General features: G+C 69.4%; 18 protein-coding genes and 1 pseudogene. 7 read left to right on the top strand and 12 right to left on the bottom strand.

The features are described 5' to 3' along the window. Nucleotides 1-252 precede the first annotated feature (252 nt). From ACFVXJ_RS12080 to ACFVXJ_RS12055, 6 genes are all read right to left on the bottom strand, one after another. Nucleotides 253-1,656, bottom strand: a complete 1,404-nt coding sequence (locus ACFVXJ_RS12080) for an 8-oxoguanine deaminase (RefSeq protein ID WP_389661606.1) — start codon at nt 1,654-1,656, stop codon at nt 253-255. Between the two features lie 190 nt (nt 1,657-1,846). Continuing rightward, on the bottom strand, nt 1,847-2,770 hold the full coding sequence (pucL, locus tag ACFVXJ_RS12075; RefSeq protein WP_389661605.1) for a factor-independent urate hydroxylase: 924 nt from the start codon (nt 2,768-2,770) through the stop codon (nt 1,847-1,849). A gap of 1 nt (nt 2,771) precedes the next feature. After that, on the bottom strand, nt 2,772-3,161 hold the full coding sequence (gene uraH / locus ACFVXJ_RS12070) for a hydroxyisourate hydrolase (RefSeq protein ID WP_389661604.1): 390 nt from the start codon (nt 3,159-3,161) through the stop codon (nt 2,772-2,774). Beyond that, entirely contained in the window at nt 3,158-3,670 is a 513-nt protein-coding gene (gene uraD, locus ACFVXJ_RS12065; RefSeq protein ID WP_389661603.1) for a 2-oxo-4-hydroxy-4-carboxy-5-ureidoimidazoline decarboxylase, read from the bottom strand. Before uraD ends, uraH begins: the two co-directional genes overlap by 4 nt. A 157-nt stretch (nt 3,671-3,827) precedes the next feature. After that, nucleotides 3,828-4,226, bottom strand: coding sequence for a helix-turn-helix domain-containing protein (locus ACFVXJ_RS12060; RefSeq protein ID WP_389661602.1), 399 nt, complete (start codon nt 4,224-4,226; stop codon nt 3,828-3,830). Further along, a complete protein-coding gene (locus ACFVXJ_RS12055) occupies nt 4,223-4,477 on the bottom strand; it encodes a hypothetical protein (protein ID WP_389661601.1) in 255 nt (84 codons plus the stop codon). The genes ACFVXJ_RS12060 and ACFVXJ_RS12055 overlap by 4 nt, the downstream gene beginning before the upstream one ends. Nucleotides 4,478-4,603: 126 nt before the next feature. Between ACFVXJ_RS12055 and ACFVXJ_RS12050 the strand changes: the two genes are divergently transcribed. The 3 genes from ACFVXJ_RS12050 to ACFVXJ_RS12040 all read left to right on the top strand — a co-directional run bounded on the left by ACFVXJ_RS12050 (nt 4,604) and on the right by ACFVXJ_RS12040 (nt 8,137). Then, nucleotides 4,604-5,437, top strand: coding sequence for a TIM barrel protein (locus tag ACFVXJ_RS12050; protein WP_361308134.1), 834 nt, complete (start codon nt 4,604-4,606; stop codon nt 5,435-5,437). Nucleotides 5,438-5,512: 75 nt separating this feature from the next. Next, entirely contained in the window at nt 5,513-6,412 is a 900-nt protein-coding gene (locus ACFVXJ_RS12045) for a 2-hydroxy-3-oxopropionate reductase (protein WP_190186555.1), read from the top strand. Between the two features lie 267 nt (nt 6,413-6,679). Continuing rightward, complete coding sequence (locus tag ACFVXJ_RS12040; RefSeq protein WP_389661600.1) at nt 6,680-8,137, top strand: catalase; 1,458 nt, start codon at nt 6,680-6,682, stop codon at nt 8,135-8,137. Between the two features lie 1,459 nt (nt 8,138-9,596). Here ACFVXJ_RS12040 and gcl read toward each other — a convergent pair. Further along, entirely contained in the window at nt 9,597-11,384 is a 1,788-nt protein-coding gene (gcl, locus tag ACFVXJ_RS12035) for a glyoxylate carboligase (RefSeq protein ID WP_389661599.1), read from the bottom strand. An 831-nt stretch (nt 11,385-12,215) separates the two neighbouring features. On the opposite strand from gcl, the gene ACFVXJ_RS12030 reads away from it, so the two are divergent. Both ACFVXJ_RS12030 and ACFVXJ_RS12025 read left to right on the top strand, forming a co-directional pair. Continuing rightward, complete coding sequence (locus tag ACFVXJ_RS12030; protein ID WP_389661598.1) at nt 12,216-12,584, top strand: hypothetical protein; 369 nt, start codon at nt 12,216-12,218, stop codon at nt 12,582-12,584. Between the two features lie 41 nt (nt 12,585-12,625). Next, nucleotides 12,626-13,114 (top strand): glutathione peroxidase, encoded by a 489-nt coding sequence (locus ACFVXJ_RS12025; protein ID WP_361308142.1) that lies wholly within the window; start codon nt 12,626-12,628, stop codon nt 13,112-13,114. A gap of 48 nt (nt 13,115-13,162) precedes the next feature. Here the strand turns inward: ACFVXJ_RS12025 and ACFVXJ_RS12020 are convergent, their stop codons facing one another. After that, nucleotides 13,163-14,842 (bottom strand): AMP-binding protein, encoded by a 1,680-nt coding sequence (locus ACFVXJ_RS12020; RefSeq protein WP_389661597.1) that lies wholly within the window; start codon nt 14,840-14,842, stop codon nt 13,163-13,165. Nucleotides 14,843-14,885: 43 nt separating this feature from the next. Further along, nucleotides 14,886-16,046 (bottom strand): winged helix DNA-binding domain-containing protein, encoded by a 1,161-nt coding sequence (locus tag ACFVXJ_RS12015; protein WP_389661596.1) that lies wholly within the window; start codon nt 16,044-16,046, stop codon nt 14,886-14,888. 137 nt (nt 16,047-16,183) lie between these two features. Here ACFVXJ_RS12015 and ACFVXJ_RS12010 point away from each other — a divergent pair, with 137 nt between their 5' ends. Next, on the top strand, nt 16,184-17,281 hold the full coding sequence (locus tag ACFVXJ_RS12010; RefSeq protein ID WP_389661595.1) for a magnesium and cobalt transport protein CorA: 1,098 nt from the start codon (nt 16,184-16,186) through the stop codon (nt 17,279-17,281). Between the two features lie 585 nt (nt 17,282-17,866). Here ACFVXJ_RS12010 and ACFVXJ_RS12005 read toward each other — a convergent pair. From ACFVXJ_RS12005 to ACFVXJ_RS11995, 3 genes are all read right to left on the bottom strand, one after another. Continuing rightward, nucleotides 17,867-18,049 carry an integrase gene (locus tag ACFVXJ_RS12005; RefSeq protein WP_389661904.1) on the bottom strand — a complete coding sequence of 61 codons (183 nt, stop codon included), beginning with the start codon at nt 18,047-18,049 and terminating at the stop codon, nt 17,867-17,869. 1,110 nt (nt 18,050-19,159) lie between these two features. Then, nucleotides 19,160-19,420, bottom strand: a complete 261-nt coding sequence (locus tag ACFVXJ_RS12000) for a helix-turn-helix transcriptional regulator (protein ID WP_389661903.1) — start codon at nt 19,418-19,420, stop codon at nt 19,160-19,162. A 559-nt stretch (nt 19,421-19,979) separates the two neighbouring features. Beyond that, complete coding sequence (locus ACFVXJ_RS11995; RefSeq protein ID WP_389661594.1) at nt 19,980-20,381, bottom strand: MarR family transcriptional regulator; 402 nt, start codon at nt 20,379-20,381, stop codon at nt 19,980-19,982. A gap of 1,134 nt (nt 20,382-21,515) precedes the next feature. Here ACFVXJ_RS11995 and ACFVXJ_RS11990 point away from each other — a divergent pair. Further along, a pseudogene (locus ACFVXJ_RS11990) lies at nt 21,516-21,806 on the top strand (transposase); the annotation flags it as partial. Nucleotides 21,807-21,822: the final 16 nt, after the last annotated feature.

Here is a 21,822-nt window from a genome sequence, read left to right as displayed (position 1 = left end):
GCCTTCAGCCCCCGGGGGGGGCGGCGTCGCAGCCGGGGGGCGGTGCGCCGGGGGGCCTGGCCGGCCCCCTGGGGCGGCGCGTCGGTCAGCGGGGCGACCCCGGGCGCGCCCGCCGCGGGCGGGGCGGGGGGCGGCGCCCGCCCCCCCGGGGGGGGGCCGCGCCCGCCGGTCGGGGGCCGTCCCCCCCGACCGGACTCCTGGGGATGCCTCCCGGCGGTGGCCGGGTGGTGTTCCCCGGCGCGGGCCGGGGGATCAGCCCTGGGCGGAGATGCGCGCCAGGCGCTGGGCCTCTTCCCGCGTGGACACGGCGATCGCGTCCTCGTCGGCGAAGAGGAGTCGGTTGTTCTCGACGATCTGCTTGCCGTTGACCAGCGAGAGGGTCACCGGGGCCGCCGCGCCGAACACGAGCGCGGTGACCGGGTCGGCGATGGAGGAGTGGGCCAGCGTGCCCAGGTTCCACATCACCAGGTCGGCGAGCTTGCCGGCCTCCAGCGAACCGATGTTGTCGGCGCGGCCGAGGACCTGGGCGCCACCGTACGTACCCAGCCGCAGGGCCTGGCGCGCGTTGAGGGCGCGCTCGCGGTGGACGGGGTTCAGGCGGTTGATGAGCAGCGCGTTGCGCAGCTCGGTGTGCAGCTCACCGGACTCGTTGGAGGCGGTGCCGTCCACGCCGAGACCGACCGGTACCCCGGCGGCGAGCATGTCCGGGACGCGGGCGATGCCGGCGGCCAGCCGGGCGTTGGAGGACGGGCAGTGCGCGACACCGGTCTTGGTGCGGGCGAACGCGGCGATGTCGGAGTCGTTCATGTGGACGCTGTGCGCCATCCACACGTCCTCGCCGAGCCAGCCGGTCGACTCGAAGTAGTCGGTCGGGCCCATGCCGAACAGTTCCTTGCAGAACTGCTCCTCCTCGACGGTCTCGCTGCCGTGCGTGTGCATGCGCACGCCCAGCCGGCGGGCCAGCTCGGCGCCCTGCCTGAGCAGCTCGGTGGAGACGGAGAAGGGGGAGCACGGCGCGACGGCGACCTGGGTCATCGCGTCGAAGGAGTGGTCGTGGTGCTTCTTGACGGTCGCCTCGGTGTCGGCGAGCGCGCCTTCGAGGGTCTCGACGGCGTGGTCCGGCGGCAGGCCGCCGTCCTTCACGCTGCGGTCCATGGAGCCGCGGGCGAGGGTGAAGCGGACGCCCATCTCGGACGCGGCGCGGATGATCGCGCCGGAGAGATCGCCGGAGCCCTTGGGGAAGACGTAGTGGTGGTCCATGGCGGTGGTGACGCCGCCCTTGGCCATCATCGCCAGGGAGCCCTGGGCGGCCGTGTACACCATCTGCTCGTCGATGCGCGCCCAGGTCGGGTACAGCGCGACGAGCCAGTCGAAGAGGTTGTGGTCGGTGGCCAGACCACGCGTGATCCACTGGTAGAAGTGGTGGTGCGTGTTGACCAGACCGGGGGTCACGAGGTGCCCGGTGCCGTCGATCCGGCGGACGACGTTGTCGAGGTTCTCGGGGGCCCTGCCCGCGCCGATGGACTCGATCTTGTTGCCGGCGACGACGATGTGACCCGAGGCGTATTCGGTGTCGTTGGCGTCGACGGTCGCGATCGCGCAGTTCTGGATGACGATGCGCTCGGCGGCGCTGTCCGGGGCTGCTGATGCTGCCATGGGACGTCCTCGTACTTTCAGTGGCGGTGCGGGCCCGGCAAAACCCAGGGGAATTGAGTGCCGGAGCCGGGGGCCTTGACAGCTGACAGTACTGCCGCCCCGTGTGATGCGTCCGGGTGCCGATTCAGAAGGTGTGGAGGTGTCGCGCCGTCCCGGGGCCACTGCGGAGCCCCGGGACGCGCGTGCCGCATCAGAGGTTGGTCATGTCCACGGGGATACGGGCGTCGACGCCGTCACGCAGGACCGTCGCCTCGATCAGACCGTACGGGCGGTCCGCCGCGAAGTAGACCTCGTTGTCGTTCTTGAGGCCGAAGGGCTCCAGGTCGACGAGGAAGTGGTGCTTGTTCGGGAGCGAGAAGCGGACCTCGTCGATCTCCGAACGGTGGTTGATGATGCGCGAACCCATCTGGTACAGGGTCTGCTGGAGCGAGAGGGAGTAGGTCTCCGCGAAGGCGTGCAGCATGTGCTTGCGCGCCTCGGCGTAGGACTTCTCCCAGTTGGGCATCCGCTGCTCGTCGTCCGACCAGCTGTAGCGCCAGCGAGCCGACACCTGGGTGGCCAGGATGCGGTCGTAGGCCTCCTTCAGCGTCGTGTACTTGTCCTTCACGTAACCCCAGAACTCGGAGTTCGTGGAGTTCATGACGACGAGGTCCTTGAGGCCGGAGATGACCTCCCAGTTGGTGCCGTCGTACGTGACCTGGGTGACCCGGGTCTCCTGGCCCTGACGGACGAAGGAGTGCTTCACCTCGTCCGACCCGATGAACTTCGAGTTCGCGTCGGAGGTGGGGATGCGCTCCCAGGCGTACTCCTCGATCCGGATGCGCGCGCGCTGGATCGGCTCCTGGCTGTTGACGAACCAACGCGCCAGGTGGATGCCGAACTGCTCGGCGGACTCGATGCCGTGCTCCTTGGCGAACGCGTACACCGTGTTCTTGGTGGTGTCGGTCGGCAGGCAGTTGGCGTTCGAGCCGGAGTAGTGGACGTCGTCCATGTCGCCCGAGAGGGCGACCGAGACGTTCAGGTCCTTGATGTGGTGCGTGTCGCCGTCCCGCGTGATCTTGACGACGCGGTTCTCTGCTTTGCCGTACTGGTTCTGGCCCAGAATCGTGGCCATGCTAGCTCCCTCGGTAAACGGAGTAGCCGAACGGGTTGAGCAGCAGCGGTACGTGGTAATGCTCGCCCGGGTTCACCGCGAAAGTGATGGTGACCTCGGGGAAGAACGCACCGCTGTCCCTTACGCGGGGGGCGTCCTGCTGCGCCTCGGCTTGCTTCTTCGAAAAGTACGACTCGGTCTCGAAGTCGAGACGTACGTGGGTGATGCCCTCCGGCAGGGCCGGGAGGTCCTTGCATCGGCCGTCCGCGTCGGTGGCGGAGCCGCCCAGGGGCGCCCACTGCCCGTCGAGGCCCGTACGGGCCGACAGGGAGATGGCGACGCCCTCGGCGGGGCGGCCGATGCTGGTGTCCAGGATGTGCGTGGACACCGAAGCGGTGGTGTCAGTGCTCATGCGCTCTCTTCCTCCACGAGTCGGGTCAGGCGGATCCGGTTGATCTTCACGAGCTCGCCGCGGGCGATTTCCCGCTCCTGTTCCGGCGAGTTCTCGATCCGGACCTTGACCGCGTCCCGCATGAACTCACCGGTCGCACCGGTGGCGCAGATGAGGAAGACGTGGCCGAACTTCTCCTGGTACGCCAGGTTCAGTTCGAGGAGCTCGGTGCGGAGCTCTTCGGAGGCGCCGGCCATGCCGCGCTGCTCGCGGGCGGAGGTCGGGTCTCCCGGCTTCGGGCGGCCGATCGGAGCGTGTCCCGCCATCGCCTCGGCGAGGTCCTCGGCGGTGAGCTCCGCCATGGCGGACTCGTTGGCCGAGAAGAGTGCCTCGACGGTGGTGAAGGGGCGCTGGGCGAGCAGCTTGCCGCCCCATGCCGAACTGGCGCACACCTCGTGCAGTACGGCCGTGGCCGCACTGTCGTCCAAGGCGTTGAACCGGGTGAGACCCGGGGTCGGACTCGAAGTCACGGGTAGACCTCCGTGGCCTGTTGTTGCTTTTTGACGGGCTGCGCATAGCTAACGCCCTCCACAACACCCCGTCAACACTTTGTTGAAACTTCCCGTACACAAAAGCCGCCGCCCGGGTGAATCGGACGGCGGCTGGTCACCATGGGTCAGCGAACGCTCACGATCGGCTGTTCTTCTCGGTCCCTTTGGGCGGGTTGGAGTCCCTGTTCAGGTAGTTGTAGACGGTGAAGCGGCTGACGCCCAGGGCGCCGGCGACCGTCTCCACGCCGTGCCGCACGGAGAACGCGCCCCGCGCCTCCAGTATCCGCACCACGTCCTGCTTGGCCTTCCGGTCGAGCCGGGCCAACGGTACGCCGTGCCGGCGCTCCAGCGCGGCCAGGATGTGGTCCAGCGAGTCGGAGAGCTGGGGCAGGCGGACGGCGAGCAGCTCCTGACCCTCCCAGCTGAGCACGACGTCGTCGGGCTGCGCCTGGGCGGGATCCATCAGCTCGCCGCCCATCGCGTCGACCAGCGGCTTGACGGCGGCGACGAAGGGGTGATCGCGGGGCTCGGTCACGGGGTGCCGCCTTCCGGGATCACATTGACCTGGAGGGACACCCGGGTCGCCCCGGCCTCCAGGGCGCCCCGCAGCAGCGCGGCCACGGCGGTCAGCACCTCGTCGGACTGCCCTTCGGCGGTGTTGCCGAACGGGCCGACGTCCACCGCGTCGAGCCGAGCCCGCTGGATGACCTCGCGCGCGGCCACGGCATGGGCGGGAGCCTCTTCGAGATCGAAGGGCTCGGTCGTGAACTCCACTCTCAATCGCACGCGGGCCAAGCTACCCCGCGGCCGGGACTTTTCGGGAGCTCGCACTTGACAGCCACGCGAACCTCCATGCAGTCTTCCATCAAGCAGAAACTAACTTCCGCAATACGGAAGGAGCGCACACCCCTCATGGGATACACGGACCAGCGCTTCGATGTAAACCTTTCGATCCTCTTCACGGAACTCCCGCTCCTGGAGCGTCCCGCGGCCGCCGCCGCGGCCGGCTTCACGGCGGTCGAGCTGTGGTGGCCCTGGATCGAGACCCCCACTCCCGCCCAGGCGGAGCTCGACGCCCTCAAGAAGGCTCTTGAGGACGCGGGCACCCAGCTGGTGGGCCTGAACTTCTACGCCGGACAGCTTCCGGGCCCGGACCGCGGCGCGGTCTCGGTACCCGGTGAGGAGTCCGACCGCTTCAACGCCAACATCAACGTGGCCGCCGACTTCGCGGCCTCGGTCGGCTGCAAGGCGCTCAACGCCCTCTACGGCAACCGCGTCGACGGCGTGGACCCCGCGGTCCAGGACGAGCTCGCCCTCAAGAACCTGGTCACGGCCGCCAAGGCCGCGGACCGGGTGGGCGCGATCCTCCTGATCGAGACCCTCAACAAGCCGGAGTCGCCGCTCTACCCGCTGGTGAGCGCCCCGGCCGGCATCGAGATCGTGGACAAGGTCAACGAGGCCACCGGTCTCGGCAACGCCAAGTTCCTGCTCGACCTGTACCACCTGGCGATGAACGATGAGGACCTCTCCGAGGTCATCGAAAAGTACGCCGCCAAGACCGGGCACGTCCAGATCGCCGACAAGCCGGGTCGCGGTGCCCCCGGCACCGGCGAGCTGCCCCTCGAAGAGCTCCTCGACCAGCTGAAGAAGGCCGGATACGAGGGCTACGTCGGCCTGGAGTACAAGGCCGCCGACGCGGCCGCGTCCTTCGCGTGGCTGCCGGCCGAGGCCCGCGCCGCCAAGTAGGCGGACCAAGTCCGGGCGATCAGCCAGGCACCCCCCGCACTTTTCGTACAAAGCATTAAGAGAAGGACCCTCATCATGAGCACCTCCACTGCGCTTCCCTCGATCGCCTGGATCGGCCTCGGCATCATGGGCTCCCCCATGTCCGAGAACCTGATCAAGGCCGGCTACTCGGTGACCGGCTACACGCTGGAGCAGGACAAGCTGGAGCGCCTGGCCGCCGCCGGCGGCACCGCGGCCGGCTCGATCGCCGAGGCCGTCAAGGACGCCGACGTGATCATCACGATGGTGCCCGCCTCCCCGCACGTCGAGGCCATCAACTACGGCCCCGAGGGCATCCTCGCGAACGCCAAGTCCGGCGCGCTGATCATCGACATGTCGTCGATCACCCCGCAGACCTCGGTCGACCTCGCGAAGAACGCCGCGGAGAAGGGCATCCGCGTCATCGACGCCCCGGTGTCCGGCGGCGAGGCCGGTGCCATCGAGGCCGTCCTGTCGATCATGGTGGGTGGCGAGCAGGCCGACTTCGACGCGGCCCTCCCGATCCTGGAGACGCTCGGCAAGACCATCGTCCTGTGCGGCCCGCACGGCTCCGGCCAGACGGTGAAGGCCGCCAACCAGCTCATCGTCGCGGTCAACATCCAGGCGTGCGCCGAGGCCGTCGTCTTCCTGGAGAAGTCCGGCGTGAACCTGCAGGCCGCCCTGGACGTCCTCAACGGCGGTCTGGCCGGCTCCACGGTCCTGACCCGCAAGAAGGACAACTTCCTGAACCGCGACTTCAAGCCCGGCTTCCGGATCGACCTGCACCACAAGGACATGGGCATCGTCACCGACGCCGCCCGCAACGTCGGTGCGGCCCTCCCGGTCGGCGCGGTCGTCGCCCAGCTGGTCGCCTCGCTGCGCGCCCAGGGTGACGGCGGCCTGGACCACTCGGCGCTGCTCCGCGCGGTCGAGCGCCTCTCCGGCGCCCAGGTCTGATCCGGGGGCCCGCCCTCGGGCCCTTCGTCAGGCCCCTTCCCGGGTCCGCCACGCCGACCCGGACGCTCCCCCCAGGGGGACCCCGAGTTTCCGGATGGTGCCGGTGCTGACACCTGTCCTGTCGCGCCCAAGCGCCGGCACCGTCCGGATTACCTCCACACTCTTTCTTTCAACAAACTGTTGACGTCGTGTTCACGCCGAAATTAGGCTGTTCCGCATGACGGAAGACGCCTTCCGTCTCAGCAGTTACCCGTACGGAAGGTCACCATGTCGAAGCGCACGCTGACGACCGAGTCCGGCGCCCCGGTCGCCGACAACCAGAACTCCGCCACCGCCGGCGTCGGTGGCCCGCTCCTGATCCAGGACCAGCAGCTCCTTGAGAAGCTCGCCCGCTTCAACCGTGAGCGCATCCCGGAGCGCGTGGTGCACGCCCGCGGCTCGGCCGCGTACGGCTACTTCGAGGTGACCGACGACGTCACCGCGTACACCAGCGCCGCCTTCCTGAACACGGTCGGCAAGAAGACCGAGACCTTCCTGCGGTTCTCCACCGTCGCGGACTCCCTCGGTGGCGCGGACGCCGTCCGCGACCCGCGTGGCTTCGCGCTGAAGTTCTACACCGAAGAGGGCAACTACGACCTCGTCGGCAACAACACCCCGGTGTTCTTCATCAAGGACCCGATCAAGTTCCCCGACTTCATCCACTCCCAGAAGCGCGACCCCTTCACGGGCAAGCAGGAGCCGGACAACGTCTGGGACTTCTGGGCACACGCCCCCGAGGCGACGCACCAGATCACCTGGCTGATGGGTGACCGCGGCATCCCGGCGTCGTACCGTCACATGAACGGCTACGGCTCCCACACCTACCAGTGGACGAACGAGAGCGGCGAGGCGTTCTTCGTCAAGTACCACTTCAAGACGAACCAGGGCATCCGCTGCCTGTCGTCCGAGCAGGCTGCCGAACTGGTCGGCAAGGACGCCAACTCGCACCAGACGGACCTGCTCCAGGCCATCGAGCGCGGCGTGAACCCGAGCTGGACCCTCTACGTCCAGATCATGCCCGCCGCCGAGGCCGCGGACTACCGCTTCAACCCGTTCGACCTCACCAAGGTGTGGCCGCACGCGGACTACCCGCTGCAGCGCGTGGGCCGTCTGGTCCTCGACCGCAACCCGGACAACGTCTTCGCCGAGGTCGAGCAGTCCGCCTTCTCCCCGAACAACTTCGTCCCGGGCATCACCGCCTCGCCGGACAAGATGCTCCAGGGCCGCCTGTTCGCGTACGCCGACGCCCAGCGCTACCGCCTCGGTGTGAACCACACCGTGCTGCCGGTCAACGCCCCGAAGGCGACGAAGGCCGACAACTACGGCCGCGACGGCGTCATGGCGCTGCGCAACGGCTCGCGCCACGACAAGAACTACGAGCCCAACTCGTACCAGGGCCCGGCCGAGACCGGTCTCGCCCTCGGCGCCCCGAAGGCCGTCTCCGGCTACACGGGCACCCACGAGGCCCCGGCCCACACGAAGGACGACAACTTCTTCCAGGCCGGCGAGCTCTACCGACTGATGTCGGAGGCCGAGAAGCAGCGTCTGGTGGCGAACATCGCGGGCGGCCTGTCTCAGGTCACCCTCGAAGACGTCATCGAGAAGAACCTGGCTCACTTCCACGCCGCGGACGCCGACTACGGCAAGCGCGTCGAGGAGGCCGTCCGCGCCCTGCGCGACGCCTGAGCCACCCAGCTGTACCGGGGGTCTGACGGGAGGTCAGACCCCGGGTGCTGAGCCCGAACCGCGGACCCGGATGAGGGGTGGTACGCGGAGCGGGCGGACAGCGCCGGTCCTTGTGGCCGGCGCCGCGTGAGGACCGTGGCGAGCGTGCGAGCCAGTGCGGTGGTAATGGGTTCCGAGGCCCGTCTCTTGACCTGAGGGAGACGAAGCCGGAGTTCTCGTCGCCCGCCCGCCACGGTCCCAGCCACTTGTGTACAGGGGCCACGCACAGAGTCCCCTGTACACAAGTCACCGGCCCCGCCCGGCGGCGCGAACGTCCTGTCGCGCCAGCCTCGCACCGTCGGGCGGTCATACCCAAAGCGCCGAGTCACGGACGGTCCCGTGACTCGGCGCTTTGTCATGCGCGGACGCCCCCTCACGCCCTGGCGGACGGGGCGAGTTGGCGCGCCGAGGGTGTCGAGGGCTTCGGCGGGGGTCATCGGTGCCATGCCGAGAACCGGCCATGGCGTCGCTGATCCCGGTGCGGGAGCCGCCTCCTGATCGGCCGGGTCGACTGGCGCAGGGTCCGGGTCATGTTCCCCACCGGAACCGCTGCCCGCGGGGCCGACCGCGGTACGGGCCCCAGGACTTCGAAGGCCGAGTCCGCCTCGGACTCGATCACCCCGACGGAGACGACGTCTTTCAGCGGCGGGACCACCATCCTCGGGCCGAGGCCGGTCACCGGCGTGCCCGGAGCCGGCTTCCGGCCGTACGCCGCCCCCGCGGCGCGGGCCGTGAGCGCCGGCAGTCGGAGGGCGGCCCGGACGATCCTGCCCTGGATCACCACCGGATCACTACCCGCCCGTGCCGCAGGGCGGGAGAACCCGTCGGTCCCGCCGACTGGGCGGCGTACGGCCGGAGGTGTGGGCACGGTGGCCCGGTCGGCCGGCAGGCCGGGGGCCATCGGCGCGCAGCGGCTCCGCCTGCCCGCACGACCGCCCGGTCTGCTCCGCGTAGACGTGCGCGAAGAGGTCCATCGGGTCGAGCACCGGCTCGCCCGTTCCTCGCACCCCGCAGGGGCCGCCGCCATCACCTCGGCCGCGCCCTGGGCCACCTGTACGCCCTCCGCGTCCAGCGGCCGCGCGAGGTCGGCTCGCGCTCCGGCAACGCCACCGGTCGTGCGCCTTCCACGACCGCCCGACTCCGTCTCTTCGACCGCGTGTTCGGCCTGCTGCCGGCCGGGGGCGTGGAGCGCCAACGAGCCGCCCGAGGCACCGCAGGACCTGATCGCTCTGCACATCGGCGCGGCCGACCTACGAGGTCTCCGCCGCCGCCCCCGGCGCGCGACCGGTGTCGAGGTGCCGAGCGCCGGCCGCGCCCCGGGCTGGGCCGGAACGGGAACGGCCCCCGGAAACCGATGATGGTTTCCGGGGGCCGTTCGCTGAAGCGGTGAAGCGGTGAAGCCGGTGGATCAGGCCGTGGATCAGGCGGTGATCGGGCGGATCGCGGTCGGGGCGTGACCCGGCTCGGTCGCCAGCTCCTCGAACTCGGTGACGTCGCTCATGTCGACCGTCTTGCTCATCGAGATGTTGGTGACGCGCTCCAGGATCGCCTCGACGACGACCGGGACGCTGTACTCGGCGGCCAGCTTCTTGGCCTCCTCGAAGGCGGCGCCCAGCTCGTTCGGGTCGGTGACGCGGATCGCCTTGCAGCCGAGACCCTCGACGACCTTGACGTGGTCGACGCCGTAGACGCCCAGCTCGGGCGCGTTGATGTTCTCGAATTCCAGGTTGACCTCGAAGTTGATGCCGAGACCACCCTGCGCCTGGCGGATCAGGCCCAGGTAGGCGTTGTTCACCAGGACGTGGACGTACGGGATCTTGTGCTGCGCGCCGACGGCCAGCTCTTCCAGCATGAACTGGAAGTCGTAGTCACCGGAGAGCGCGACGACCGGGTTCTCCGGGTCGGCGGAGGCGACACCCAGCGCGGCCGGGATGGTCCAGCCGAGCGGGCCGGCCTGGCCGCAGTTGATCCAGTGGCGCGGCTTGAAGACGTGCAGCATCTGCGCACCGGCGATCTGGGACAGACCGATGGTGGTGACGTAGCGGGTCTCCGGGCCGAACGCCTTGTTCATCTCCTCGTAGACGCGCTGCGGCTTCATGGGGATGTTGTCGAAGTGCGTACGGCGCTGCAGCGTGCCCTTGCGCTCCAGGTGCGATGCGACCCAGGCGCTGTAGTCCGGGAGCTTGCCCTCGGCCTTGAGCTCCTTGGCGATCTCGATGAAGAGCTCCAGCGCGGCCTTGGCGTCGGAGGCGATGCCGAAGTCCGGGGCGAAGATCTTGCCGATCTGGGTGGGCTCGATGTCGACGTGGACGAACTTGCGGTCGCCGAGGTAGGCGTCCAGGTTGTAACCGGTGTGACGGTTGGCCCAGCGGTTGCCGATGCCGAGGACGAAGTCCGACTCCAGGAACGTCGCGTTACCGTAGCGGTGCGAGGTCTGGACGCCGACCATGCCCGCGCTCAGCTCGTGGTCGTCGGGGATGACGCCCCAGCCCATGAGGGTGGAGATGACCGGGACGTTGGTCAGCTCGGCGAACTCGACCAGGAGGTCGGCGGCGTCGGCGTTGATGATGCCGCCACCGGCGACGATCAGCGGGCGCTCGGAGTCCAGCAGGAAGCGGACGGCCTTTTCCGCCTGGGCGCGGGTGGCGCGCGGCTTGTAGACCGGCAGCGGCTCGTAGGTCTCGGGGTCGAACTCGATCTCGGTCAGCTGGACGTCGATCGGCAGGTCGATGAGGACCGGGCCGGGACGGCCGGAGCGCATCAGGTGGAAGGCTTCCTGGAACACGCCCGGGACCTGCGCGGCCTCCAGGACGGTCGTGGCCTTCTTGGTGACCGGCTTGGCGATCGAGGCGATGTCGACGGCCTGGAAGTCTTCCTTGTGCAGCTTGGAGACCGGGGCCTGGCCGGTGATGCACAGGATCGGGATGGAGTCCGCGATCGCCGAGTACAGGCCGGTGATCATGTCGGTGCCGGCCGGACCGGAGGTACCGATGCAGACGCCGATGTTGCCGGGCGCGGTGCGGGTGTAGCCCTCCGCCATGTGCGAGGCGCCCTCGACGTGGCGGGCGAGGGTGTGCTTGATGCCACCGACGTTCTTGAGCTCCCGGTAGAACGGGTTGATCGCGGCGCCGGGGACGCCGAACGCGTGCGCGACACCCTCGCGCTTGAGGATCTCCACTGCAGCGGCGGCGGCTGTCATACGAGGCATCGAGGTCTCCTGCGGTGTGGCGGTCAGGCAGTTTCCGTCATACGGAAGTTTTGTTCTGCTATACGGAACAAGCTAAGCGGCGAGTTCCGCGCACGTCAAGGCGCTTCGACACCCCGGAAACCACCAAAAGCCGCTTCTCGGTCGGTCGGTCGCACAAATCGCGGCCCCCGTGGCGGGAAAAGGGGGTGACGCGGCCCCGGCCGGTCGCGCGTGGTGGAGCATGGACCTACGCACAGCGACGGAGGGGGTCCAGGTCTCATGGCGGAAGCGGTACCGGTGCGCTGTCCGGCGTGCCAGCGCGAGAACGGGTACACGGCGCCGGTCTACCCGTGCGCGTGCGGAAGTCCGATCACCCCGCCGCTGGACCTGGCCGCGCCCCCGCTGCCGCTGACGCACCGGACGTGGACGGACAGCTGGGTGACCGTACGGTGCGCGGCGTGCGGGCGCGAGAGCGAGTGGCCGCACCCGGAGGTGGGGTGCGGCTCCTGCGGGACGGTGGTGCTGGTTCCGGTCCACCCGCCCGAGCCGTCGTGGGACGGCCTCGGCCCCTGGGACGGCGTGGCGGGAGCGGGGGACGGCGTCCGGGCGGAGGGGGTCGGGACCGGCGGGCGCCCCGGCGCGGGCCCGACGGCGGCCGGGCGGCCGGGTGCCGGGGAGGGGCCGCGGGACGGCTCGGCCCCGGGGCGGGTCCCGTTCCGAGGGCAGGGTCAGGAGCCGGGCCGTGGCGCCGGTCCGGGAACGGGTCGAGGGGCGGCGGGGCGAGGGGCGGGGCGGGGGCCGGACGGGGCCGCGGCGGCGGGGCCGCCGGTGTCACGGCCGCCGTTTCGGCCCGTGACCATCCGTACGGCCCGGGACGCGGTGGCGACGGCCGCGCTGTACCTGCGCTGGCTCGGCTTCCGCGACGTACGGCAGCCCGACGGGCCGCCGATACCGTCCGCGGCGGTGGACCTCCGGGCCCCGGGAGTCGTGGCCCAGGTGGACCCGAGTACGGCGCCGGCCGGGCTGCGGGCGGTGGAGTGCGTCTGGCTGAACGGGCTGACGGCCTCCGCGACGAGCGTCTACTTCTCCCTCGCCGGGTACACCTCGGACGCCCGGGCGCGCGCCGACGACCTGGGGATACCGCTGTTCGTCATGGATCTCACGGGGATGCCCCAGCCGGTCAACGACCCGGCGGACGCACTCGTCGGTACGGGGCCCTAATCTCGGGGGTATTCCTTAACCGCGTCTGCCGAGGAGACCCGATGGGCCTGTACGACATCCCGCTGACCACCCTGTCCGACGAGCCCACCAGCCTGGCCGCCCACAAGGGCAAGGCGATCCTGTTGGTGAACACCGCCTCGCAGTGCGGCCTCACCCCGCAGTACTCCGGACTGGCCCGGCTCCAGTTCAAGTACGAGGAGAAGGGCTTCACGGTCATCGGCGTGCCGTGCAACCAGTTCGGCGGCCAGGAGCCGGGTTCGGCGGACGACATCCAGACGTTCTGCGCGGCGGGCTTCGGCGTGACGTTCCCGATGCTGGAGAAGTCGGAGGTCAACGGCGAGAACCGGCACCCGCTGTACCAGGAGCTGGTGAAGACCCCGGACGCGGACGGCGAGGCGGGGGACATCCAGTGGAACTTCGAGAAGTTCCTGATCTCCCCCGCCGGTGAGGTCGTGGCGCGCTTCCGCCCGCGCACCGAGCCGGAGGCGCCCGAGGTGATCGCGGCGATCGAGGCGCAGCTGCCGGCCTGATCCCACGCGCCCTGTCCGGCTTCCGGCTTCCGGCTTCCGGCTTCCGGGTCAGCCGAGGTCGGCCTCGTCGTACTCCGTGGTGGAACCGGCTTCGGTGAGCTCCCGCAGCTCCACCCGGCGGATCTTGCCGGACACGGTCTTCGGGAGCTCGCCGAACTCGATGCGGCGGATCCTCTTGTACGGGGACAGCACGGCCCGGGAGTGCTCGAACAGCACCCGGGCCGTCTCCTCCCCCGGTTCCCAGCCGGCGGCGAGCGTGACGTACGCCTTGGGGACGGCGAGCCGCAGCGGGTCGGGGGCCGGGACGACGGCCGCCTCGGCGACCGCCTCGTGCTCCAGCAGGGCGCTCTCCAGCTCGAACGGACTGATCTTGTAGTCGGACGCCTTGAAGACGTCGTCGGACCGGCCCACGTAGGTGAGGTAGCCGTCGGCGTCGCGCGAGGCGATGTCCCCGGTGCGGTAGCGGCCGTCCGCCATCGCCTCGGCCGTCCGCTCGGGGTCGTCGCGATAGCCCGTCATCACCCCGGCGGGGCGGGTCCGCAGGTCGACGCAGAGCTCGCCCTCGTCGGGGGACTCCTTACCGGTGACGGGGTCGAGCAGCACGATCTCGTAGCCGGGCGCGGGACGGCCCATCGAGCCGGGCTTGACCGGGACGCCCGGGAAGTTGCCGATCTGGAGGGTGGTCTCGGTCTGGCCGAATCCGTCGCGGATGGTGATGCCCCACGCCTGGCGGACCTTCTCGATGACCTCCGGGTTGAGCGGCTCGCCCGCGGCGACGGCCTCGCGCGGCGGGTTGCGGAGCAGGCCCAGGTCGGACTGGATCAGCATCCGCCAGACGGTCGGCGGGGCGCAGAAGGTGGTGACGCCACCCCGGTCCATCTCCGCCATCAGCCGCTCGGCGTCGAAGCGGGTGTAGTTGTAGACGAACACCGTCGCGCCCGCGTTCCAGGGCGCGAAGAGGTTGGACCAGGCGTGCTTGGCCCAGCCGGGCGACGCGATGTTGAGGTGGACGTCGTCGGGACGCAGTCCGAGCCAGTACATGGTGGACAGGTGCCCGACCGGGTAGGACGCGTGCGTGTGCTCGACCAGCTTGGGGCGGGCGGTGGTGCCGGAGGTGAAGTAGAGCATCAGGGGGTCGTCGGCGCGGGTCTCGCCGTCGGGCGTGAAGCCGCCGGCCGCCTGGTACATGTCCTCCAGGCGGCGCCATCCGGTGGGCACCCGCGGCCCCGCGGCGATGCGGGTGTAGGCGCCGGGCACCTCGTCGAACTTGCCGGTGTCCTCGTCGCGCACGATGACGTGGCGCACCTGCCCGCGCTCGACCCGGTCGCGCAGGTCGGCCGCGCCGAGCAGCGGGGTGGCGGGGATGACCACCGCGCGCAGCTTCATCGCGGCGAGCATCACTTCCCACAGCTCGCGCTGGTTGCCGAGCATGACCAGGATGCGGTCGCCCGCGGCGACGCCTTGGGCGCGCAGCCAGTTCGCGGCCGAGTCCGAGCGCACGGACAGCTCCCCGAAGGAGACCCCCCGGCTCGTGCCGTCCTCCTCGACGATCCGCAGGGCGTCGGCCCCGTTCCCGGCGGCGATGTGGTCGAACCAGTCCAGGGCCCAGTTGAAGCGCTCGGGGCGGGGCCAGGTGAAACCGGCCCGGGCGGCTTCGTAGTCCCCTCGGCGTTCGAGCAGGAAGTCGCGGGCGGCCAGGAACTGTGCGGTGGCGCTGTTCTCCGTCATGTGAGGCATCGTGCCGCGTGACGCTGTGGATCACTAGACGGCGTCAGCGCCGGATTGACCCGAAGCGGACCCCGCCCCGGCCGGCCGGGGTCCCGCGCGTCCCCGGGCCCGTCCCGGGGCTCGTCTCCGCCCCCGGGCCCGTCTCGATCTCCATCTCCGCGAGGAGCCGTTCCCCCTCGGCGACGATTTCCGCTTCGGCCTCCTTCGTCACCGTGCTGAACAGCTCTACGGTGAGCACCCCCGCCTCCGCCGTCCAGAGCCCGGCGAGGAACCCGTCGACCAGCAGGGTGCGGTGGGCCTGGTTCCCCGTCCAACTGCGTCCCTTGACATGCGGGGGAACGACCCGGCTGCGGTCGGCGTGCGAGAGCAGGAGGTTGTCGAACTCGGGCAGGAAGCGGGGCGGGGCGGGGGTGTCCGGATCGGGTCGGGGCGCGTCGGGGAGATCGAACAGCTCGGCACCGTTCTCGTCCCGGAAGACGAGCAGACTCGGCCTCAGCCGCTCGAAGGCGTCCCGGAGCCGGGTCAGCCCCGCCCAGCTCTGCATGTCCTTGACGGAGGCGGGCCCGAAGGCGCCGAGGTAGCGCGGCACCACCTCGTCCAGGCGCTGCGGCTCCCCTGCCGGGCGCCCGAGCCAGTGCTCGGCGGTGGTGAGCCGGACCTGCCCGCTGCGGCCCCACACGCCGCGCGGCGTGACCTGCACGAGCGGGAGCCGGCAGCGGGCGGCGACGGACAGGGCCTGCGGGTCGGCGTCCGGCCAGTGGGTGAGGAGTTCGCGCCGGATCTCCGCCATGGTGCGCGGCTCGGCCTCCACGAAGGCCCGCGCGGTCCGCGCCAGCCGGTCGAGGTCCACTCCGGTGAGTCCGGCCCGGAAGTACCCGACCTCCCGGTCCCGGGCGTCCTGGACGAGCGGCCTGAGGGTGAGGGCGTCGTGCGCGGTGTGCGTGTGGAGGGTGGAGCGCATCGTGACCATGCGGACCACCTCCCGGGACTCCATCAGGCCGGCCAGCTCGGCGGGGCGGAAGCCGGCGAGGCGGGCGTGCAGTTGGAAGTAGGGCGGCCGGACGTTCTGCGCCTGGAGTCCGACGAGGTGGGCGACGGCGTCGACCGCGGACATCCGGGCGCGGTGGAGCAGGAGCTGGCGGGCGAGCGTGGCACGGTTGAGCGCACGGGTGCCGAGTACCGGATGGGTGGTGGTGGAGGCCATGCCCGCACGCTAACGCGGCTTGCGGACACCTTCGGTCCGCGACGTCGTCGGCCGCCGCCCCCGCCGTCCCCTTTCGCCCGTATATCCTGCTTCTCGCCCGTAAACGTACGTTCGCCAAGCCACGGGAGCTGACTGCGATGCCGGAGCGCCCAGACCGCCGCCCCTCGTCGCGCACGGGCCGACCGCGGCCCTCCGCGCCGACACCGTCGGACCACCGCAGCGTGGTCGACTCCGCCGTATACCGCGACGGCCGCCGGGTGGCCTCCCCGGCCACCCTCGCCGACACCTTCCGACAGTTGCGCGACCAGAGCGACGGCATGGCGTGGATCGGCCTACACCGCCCGACAGAGGCCGAACTCCACTCCCTGGCGGCGGAGTTCAACCTGCACCCGCTGTCCGTCGAAGACGCCCTGGAGGCCCACCAGCGCCCCAAGCTGGAGCGCTACGGCGACACCCTCTTCGTCGTCCTGCGCGCCGCGCGCTACCTGGACGCGCCGGAGGAGGTGGACTTCGGCGAACTCCACATCTTCGTGGGCCCGGACTTCCTCATCACGGTCCGCCACGGCGCCGCCCCCGACCTCTCGGCGGTCCGCCGCCGCATGGAGGCCGCTCCGGAACTCCTCTCCCTCGGCCCGGAGGCCGCCCTGTACGCCATCCTCGACGCGGTGGTCGACGGCTACGCCCCGGTCGTGGAGGGCGTCCAGAACGACATCGACGAGATCGAGACCGAGGTCTTCCGCGGCGACCCGGAGGTCTCACGCCGCATCTACGAACTCTCCCGCGAAATGGTCGAGTTCCAGCGCGCCACCCGCCCTCTGGTCGGCATGCTCCACGGCCTGATGGCCGGCTTCGCGAAGTACGGCACGGACGAGGAACTCCAGCGCTACCTCCGCGACGTCGCCGACCACGTCACCCACACCAGCGAACGCGTGGACGGCTTCCGCCAGGCCCTTACCGAGATCCTGACGGTCAACGCAACCCTGGTCTCGCAACAACAGAACGCGGAAATGCGCGCCTTGGCGGAAGCCGGCTTCGAACAGAACGAGGAGATCAAGAAGATCTCCTCATGGGCGGCCATCCTCTTTGCACCCACGTTGGTGGGAACGATCTACGGTATGAACTTCGATGCCATGCCCGAGCTACATTGGGCAGCGGGCTACCCTTTCGCAATCCTGCTGATGGCGGTGGTCTGCACGAGCCTGTACGTCATCTTCAAGAAGCGCGACTGGCTCTAGTCAGCACATCGACGCCGTTGATCAACTTCACATTCGCGAACGATCTAAAAGGCCACCTCCGAGGGCCTGGGGGGAATCTGGGGGGAATCCACTCCGCTGGGGAGCAAGCCACTTCACCCTCACCTGCCGTTCCGCACGTCTGATGCAGCCCGACCTCAGGCAAGCCGCCCTCGTGGAACATCACCGAGAGTGAGCCCCACCGCGCCGAGTGGCTGATCTGGCGGCGATGTCATCGGCGTGGGTGGCGATACGACAGGACCGTGAAGGTAAGGAGTGGTCGACCAAGCCGTCGGTCTCTAACGGGCGACTCCGGTCGAGCGTCTTGTCGCTGACGCCATAGACACAGTGGGAAGCTCGCCTCCACGCTTGGTAGAGCGGGACAGCACGAGGTCAATCACCATGCCTCAGCGGCTGGTCACGTGGTCGAGCAACCTGGTGACGCCTCGCCGTCCCCGACCCGTCGAGACCCTCACCAGCCCGCCAGCTTCCAACCCACGATCGGCGACACCACCTACCCTGGCACCTACGCATGGGGCGTCACCACAGCAGAACGGGTGGCACAGCATGCGCTGTGCCACCCGTTTCTCATGCCGTGGTGAGGTTCTCTGGGACGTACTGGGGAGCCACGCCGAGCAGCGCGTCGACGGCCGCTCGTCCCTTCCCACCAGCTTCGGGCATGAAGTGGGCGTAGTGGTCGAGGGTGATGGTCGGACTGGAGTGGCCGAGCCACCGGGCGAGGGTGACGACGGATTCGCCGGCTTCGAGGATGACTGAGGCGTAGGTGTGCCGGAGGACGTGGAAGCCGTCCTTGCGAGATGCCTTCCAGCGCTTCCCCTTCTCCCGAAGGGGATGACACCTGCCTTCGCGAGGGCAGGCTTCCAGTTCTCGTCGTTGAAGATGTTCGCGCGGATCGCATTGCCGTACGTCGTGGTCAGGACGAGCGGGAAGGCCTGCTTCTCCCGCTCGGGCTCAGGACCGCCCCACGGCAACTCGACCTCAACAGCCGGGTGCTCTAGGAAATGGGCGAGCAACTCGGCCGCGACCGAGGGAGGCATGTCGACGATACGCGTCTTCCCACCCTTGGGCAGCGCGAAGTACAAACGGCCGTTGAGTAGTTGAACCTGGCGCCGCACGCGGATGACACCGCGTTCGAAGTCGACGTCCAGCGGCGAGAGGCCGAAGACCTCCCCCTGACGTAGCCCGCATCCGAGGGCGACCACAACCGCGACCCGGTAGCGCGGGTTGATGACGTCCCGCACGCGCTGCGCGGTCTCCAGCGGCCAGATCTCCCGCAGGTCCTCCGGTACCTTAGGCCAGCGCACCGACTTGGCACGCATCGGATTGCGGACGAGGCGCTTGTCGTCGATCGCCGTCTCGAAGATGTTCGAGAGGGACGTGAGGATCTGGCGGGCGTAGCGGGGTGCGCACTCGCCTTCGAGTGTGGCGACGTAACCGCGCAGGACGGTCGCAGAGATGTCCCTCAGAGCCACTGAGCCGAGGTGCGGAAGGATGTGGAGACGTACGCGTTCGTCGACCCGCTTGATCGTGCCCGGCGCACCCCGCACGCCCGCCTTCCAGTACCGGGTGACGTAGTCGGCGACTGTGATGGAGCCGTCACGCGGGTCGACGAACTCGCCCCGCTCGCTGTCGGTACCGGCCCGGCGCAGCCACGCCTTCGCATCCTCCAGGGTGTCGAACGACATGTCCCGGACGCCCGGGATTCTGGCGACTCGATACCGGGTGCCTTTCCCGTAGCGGGCGGATCGCTCCCGCTTGCCGGTGACGGGGTCCTTCTTCTTGTTTATCCATCGGTCTTCGATGTAGCCGGCCAAGTACTTCCTTACGGATAGGGGGTCGCGGGCCGTAGGCCTGGAGGCCTCAGGCGGTTGCCGAGTAGTCGGCACGGCGCCGGTACGGCGCAGCGCTCACAGGGTTCAAAGCAGGATTCGAGCAGGAGTCCGCCTGCTCCTGCTCGCGTATCCAGGCGTCGAGGGCGTCGATCCGGTACGTAACGCGCCCGCGGGCTCCCATACGGAAACTCGGCGGCCCCTGACGGCGGTGACGCCAGACGTACAGCGTCCGGGGCGAGAGACCGAGGTACGCAGCCGCTTCCGCCACACCAAGAAACGCGCGGTTCATGGAGGTTGCACTGCGGGGTGCCGAATCCTGGGTTGGCTTGGTGGGGCCCAGCAAGGAGAAACTCCTTCAGTAGAGAATCAAGGGCGGGGAAGCCACCGGAGTTCTGCTTTGGAATCTCCAGCGGCCCCGAGCAATCGTCCGCACGACTACCATCGACGACGCTGCAGTGCGCCGCCGGACGAGTTCGCGTACATCCCCACTGGGAATCCGAACCCGCGACCTTTCGGTCTCTGTCCGAAGATCAACACTGACAGCTCACCCAGGGCTATGTAGCGGTACGCGGACCGCCGGCTTACATCCAGAATTTGGGCAACACTGGGCACCGAGAGCAGCTTGTCGCACACGGGATTTCCTTCGATTCACGCCGGGACCATTGGGATCTGATGCAGGAAATTGCACAGACCTCAGACAAGGAAGGCAGCCTTGATGGACTGATACGCGCGCACTGCCCACCGCCAAGTAGTCGGTGCGAACTTCATCAATGGTCTGGAGAATCCCCGGTTTGGCTGACCGGGGATCGTCTGCTATGTAGGGACGGAGCCACCGAGCACCTCGCGGCTCACGCCCCGTCGCACCACCGATGCGTGGCCAACCGGTAGGAGCAGAAGAGCGGGTCGGCGACCTCTTCCACGAGAAACAGCAGTCCATCGCGGGTGAGGCGGGCGGAATCCCGGGTCGCGCGCCTCTTAGTGATGCCCAGGGCGCGGGAGGCCTGGCCTGGAATAGCACCAGGGTGTGAGGCCACGTAGACCAGTACGGCGCGGTCACGCCGGTAACTCTCCTGGAGGAGGTCCTCGGCGAGGAGCGCTGCCGCGCACACGCAGAGGCAAAGAGATACGGCGATGGCGGCGTAGTCACGGTGCAGCTGTGCGAAAAAGGCACAGGTGGAGCCGAGGGCGAACAGAAGCGGGGCAGTCAGACGAAGCGAAAGCAGGGTGGTGTTGGGCAGGAGACCCTCCATGGTTAGCCGGATAGAACAGTGAACGGATCGGAGTACCCGCACGGATGGGGCGCTCTGGATCAGGCACAGACCCTGCACTGATCTGCTGTTTCTCGCGGGTGTTGTACGTTGACATGCGCGAACGGAAGGTTCCAGTCGTTTGGGCGTGATTGTCGTCTGCCGTGGGCGAATCCAACGCCAAACGGCCCTGCTATCGAGGAAGGGCGGGCCGATGCGGTCGGTCGATGCGGGGTGGGACCAGTCACTGGGCCGACTAAGAAAGCTGGGGCAGCTCTCCGCCGCGGCGCACGGACGGGCCTCGTCGGCACGCGAGGCGCTCGTCTACGCCGGGAAGGATGAAGAGGCACACAGCCGCTGCAGCGCCACGTTCTCGGCGCTGCGGGCCCGCAGCCAGGTGTGCGATGTGGCCTACCTGAGAGCCGCCGATCTCCTTCTTCGGCGGGCAGCATCGGGACGGCGTCCGCCGGTGTGGCTTCCCCGACCGCGGCCCGTGGGCCCAGCGGCGCCGTCCTGGTGGGTCGAGGCGATCCAGCATTCCGGCTCCGTCTGGCGGAGCATCCCCAAGGCGGGGCCAGAGTGCGCTTTGGGGATGCCGCTGGACCACCCGGCTGTGGCTGCCGTCTCCTCCTGGGCGGAGCAGTTGGGTGCGAGCCACCGGGCCAATGACGTCCGGGGGTCGTCGGCCCGGTACGAAATCACCGAGGCCAGTCACGCCTCGGACGGCCGCCGAGCACCAGCCGGCCTGCGTATCCGCCCCGGCATGGAAGACGAGACCCGTCGGCTTCACACCGACCGGCACCAACTTTGGGAGCGCGCCCGAGCCTACGGCGACGCGACCCAGGTCCTGGACGAATGGCGCAAGAGCACTACCGGGTGAGTGCAGTGCCGCATACTCGGGCCGCGCACCCGGTGATCAGAACGCGAGTCGGCTGGCCTGCGCCTTGGCCGCGACTCCCGCGGTGATGCCCAGCACGCCTGCGAGGGTGCCGGTGTACGCGTGCACCTGCTCCCGGGCTCGCGCCTCCATGCCTTCGGGCGCCGCGAAGAAACCGGGGGTCGTGCCTTAACACAATGAGGTGGTGTGGTTGGGCCTGGTGGCCGTGACCATCACGGGAGCTCAGCGTTCAGCCGGGTGTGGGGGCGTCCGTCGTCGATCGGGCCAGATGAGTTGTGAGACCGCCTGAAGCCGCTGCTGCCGCAGCGGCCTCGGCGGTTCAGGCATCCGGGGCGGAAGCCGTTGCCGGACCGGGAGGTGCTGTGCGGGGTCCTGTACGTCCTCCCCACCGGCATCCAGTGGGGGGACACCTCCCGCGGGACCTCAGGTTCGGCTCGGGCACAACCTGCTGGCGTCGGCTCCGGGACTGGAACGAGGCCGGCGTGTGGCAGCGGCTGCATGAAGTGCTCCTGGCCGACCTGAGCGCGGCCGCCCGCCGCCCAACTG

Source organism: Streptomyces sp. NPDC058279 (assembly GCF_042881255.1).
Lineage (GTDB): Bacteria > Actinomycetota > Actinomycetes > Streptomycetales > Streptomycetaceae > Streptomyces.
Note: the sequence above shows the minus strand (reverse complement) of the source record. Positions and strands in the feature narration are given on the sequence as shown.